This is a genomic window from Pelomonas sp. KK5 (assembly GCF_001984095.1).
Lineage (GTDB): Bacteria > Pseudomonadota > Gammaproteobacteria > Burkholderiales > Burkholderiaceae_C > KK5.
The window spans coordinates 1-2719 of the sequence record NZ_LYVQ01000405.1 but is presented as its reverse complement, the minus strand read 5'-3'; the positions used below and the strand labels follow the sequence as shown (position 1 = coordinate 2719).

The window sequence follows — 2719 nt, the reverse complement described above, 5'->3', positions numbered from 1 at the left end:
GGCCTGCCCTTGCCGGGCCGCCGCCTGACCCGTCTCCCGACCGGCCTGCTCGGCCCGGTCCGCCTCCTTCGCTGAAAGCCCGCCATGACGACAAGCCGCCTGCGCATCCCCTTCCATGAAAAGCTGGCCTTCGGCCTCGGCAACTTCATGCCCACGGCCGTCACCGCGACCGGCGGCATGGCGATGTACTTCTACACCGACGTGGCCGGGCTCTCGGCCGCCTTCATCGGTGCCCTGCTGCTGCTGGTTCGCGTGGTGGATGCCTTCTGGGACATCTGGGTCGGCCGCCGCGTCGACGCCACGCGCAGTCGCCACGGCCAGGCGCGGCCCTACCTGCTGTGGTTCGCGCCCGTGCTGGCCGTGGCGATGGTGGCCAGCTTCAGTGTGCCGCCGCTGCAGGGCGCGGCCAGGACCGTCTACTACGTGCTGGCCTACATCACGCTGTGGTGCGCCTACAGCCTCATCATGATCCCCTTCCAGGCCATGCTGCCGATGGTGGCGCCGGATCCGGACGAGCGGCTGCGCGTGGCCGGGGTCGGCAGCTTCGTGCAGTTCATCTTCGTCGTCGGCTGCGCCGCGGGCTTCCCGATGCTCAAGGACGCGCTGTCCGGCGGCGTGCCGGCCCAGGGCTTCCAGCGTGCGGCCACGCTGTTCGCCGCGGTGGGCCTCGCGATGACCTGGCTGTGCTTCGCCTTCGTGCGCGAGCGCGTACCGCCGATCAACGGCCCGCGCATGGACCTGAAGACCGACATGCGGGCGCTCGTGTCCAGCCGCGCCTGGCGCGCCGGCGTGCTGGCCCAGTGCGCGCTGGCCGCGCTGATCGGCCTGCCGTTGGCCAGCGGGGTCTATTACTTCGCCGTGGTGATCGGGCAGCCGCAACTGGTGGGGCCTTTCATGGGCCTGGGCGGCATCGGCCTGGTGCTGGGCGTGGTGCTGAGCGACCAGCTGACCCGCCGGATCTGCAAGAAGCGCGTCTACGTGGGTTCGATGATCGGCTCGGCCCTGGTGCTGAGCTGCATGCTGGCGGGCGGCCCCGATCGCCTGCCGTTGGTGTTCACGCTGACCTTCCTGGCCAATATCTGCCTGGGCGTCAGCGCACCGATCAGCTACTCGATCAACGGGGACATCGCCGACGACATCGAGCGCCGCGAGGGCCAGCGGGTGGTGGGCACCCTGGTCGCCACGATCAACTTCTCCAACAAGGTCGGCGCGGGCCTGTGCAGCGCCATCGTCGGCCTGGTGCTGAGCGCCACCGCCTACCAGGCCGGTGCCGCGCAGCAGCCCGCCGTCGCGCTGCAGGGCGTGATCGCGCTGATGAGCGTGATCCCGGCGCTGATGGCGCTGGGCGTGGCGGCGGTGATGGGCTGGGGCTATCCCCTGGGCCGCACGCAGCTTCAGCAACTCAACACCGACCTGAGCCAGCGGCGCGCCGCGGCCGCAACCGCCTGAGACCTCTCATCCCATGACCGAACGCTACGTCTTCAAGACCGTCCCCGCCACGCCGATGGACCTGCCGGCGCCGATCGCACTCGGCGACGCCCCGGCATTCCAGTGGACCGGCCTGGCACGCGAGCGCATCCTGCGCAATGTGAGCGCGCCGCTGCTCTATCCAGTCCTGCCACCCGCGGGCAAGGGCAATGGACGGGCCCTGCTGGTCGTGCCCGGCGGCGGCTACAAGTTCGTCGCCGTCGAGAACGAGGGCTGGCCGGTCGCGCAGCGCCTGGCCGAGGCCGGCTGGACCGTCTTCGTCCTGGTCTACCGCGTGAACCCGACGCCGCCGGCGGACGAGGACTTCGCGGCCTCGGTCAACGAGGAGATCGCGCAGCGCTTCGCCTCGGCCACGCCGCGGCGCGGCAACAACCTGCAGCTCTTCGAGCCCGCCGTCGAGGACGCCCGCCTCGCCATGGCGTGGGTGAAGGCCCATGCCGCCGACTACGGCTGCGATCCGGCGCGCTCGGGCTACCTCGGCTTCTCGGCCGGCGCCCACAGCGGCCGGGCCCTGGCCGAGCGGGCCGCCGCCGGCGAGATGCCCGCGACGCTGGCGCTGATCTACGGCGGCTTCGGCGCGTTCCGCGCGCAGGCGCCGGTGCCGCCGCTGTTCGTGGCGCAGGCGCTGGACGACCCGCTGTTCCCGCCGGATGACTTCGGGATCGTCCAGGCCTGGCGCGAGGCCGGCCAACGGGTCGAGCTGCACCTGTACGAACGCGGCAGCCACGGCTTCGGCCTGATCCCGCGCGGCACCACCAGCGACCAGTGGCTGGACGCCTACCTGAACTGGCTCGACAAGCAATGAACGAAGCGATCTGGCTGGCCGCCGAGGACGCCGAGGCCCGCACCGAACGCGAGGCGGGCTGGCACTGGGCCTGGGACGGCGGCGCCGCCGACGGCAGGCTGCGCCACTTCCTCTGGACCTTCGAGCTGCGCGAGGACCAGGCCAGCGTGCGCCTGACGCTGGCCGCGCAGAAGGGCCTGCCCGGCGTGTGGCTCGACGGCCGCCTGCTGCATGCCGCGAAGGACGGCCTCGCCGGTCGCGAACTGCAGGACCTGGACCTCGGCCCGCTGCGTGCCGGCCGGCACCGGCTGGCCGTCGATGTGCGGACCTTCCATCCCTTCATCCGCGAGCCGCGCCAGGGCGGCGTCGGCGCCCTGCTGCGCTGCAGGCAGGAGGAGGACGGCAGGCCGCCCGTCTACATCGCCGCCCGCCCGCAGGACTGGCAGG

General features: G+C 72.1%; 3 protein-coding genes. All 3 read left to right on the top strand.

Features of this window, described 5'->3' with window-relative positions:
* Window positions 1–84 precede the first annotated feature (84 nt).
* Complete coding sequence (locus B0W88_RS31025) at window positions 85–1449, top strand: MFS transporter (protein ID WP_077038324.1); 1365 nt, start codon at window positions 85–87, stop codon at window positions 1447–1449.
* A gap of 13 nt (window positions 1450–1462) precedes the next feature.
* Window positions 1463–2293 carry an alpha/beta hydrolase gene (locus B0W88_RS31020; RefSeq protein WP_077038323.1) on the top strand — a complete coding sequence of 277 codons (831 nt, stop codon included), beginning with the start codon at window positions 1463–1465 and terminating at the stop codon, window positions 2291–2293.
* Window positions 2290–2719 (top strand): hypothetical protein (locus B0W88_RS31015; RefSeq protein ID WP_144007111.1); only part of this gene is annotated, 430 nt, incomplete at its 3' end. The genes B0W88_RS31020 and B0W88_RS31015, both read left to right, overlap by 4 nt.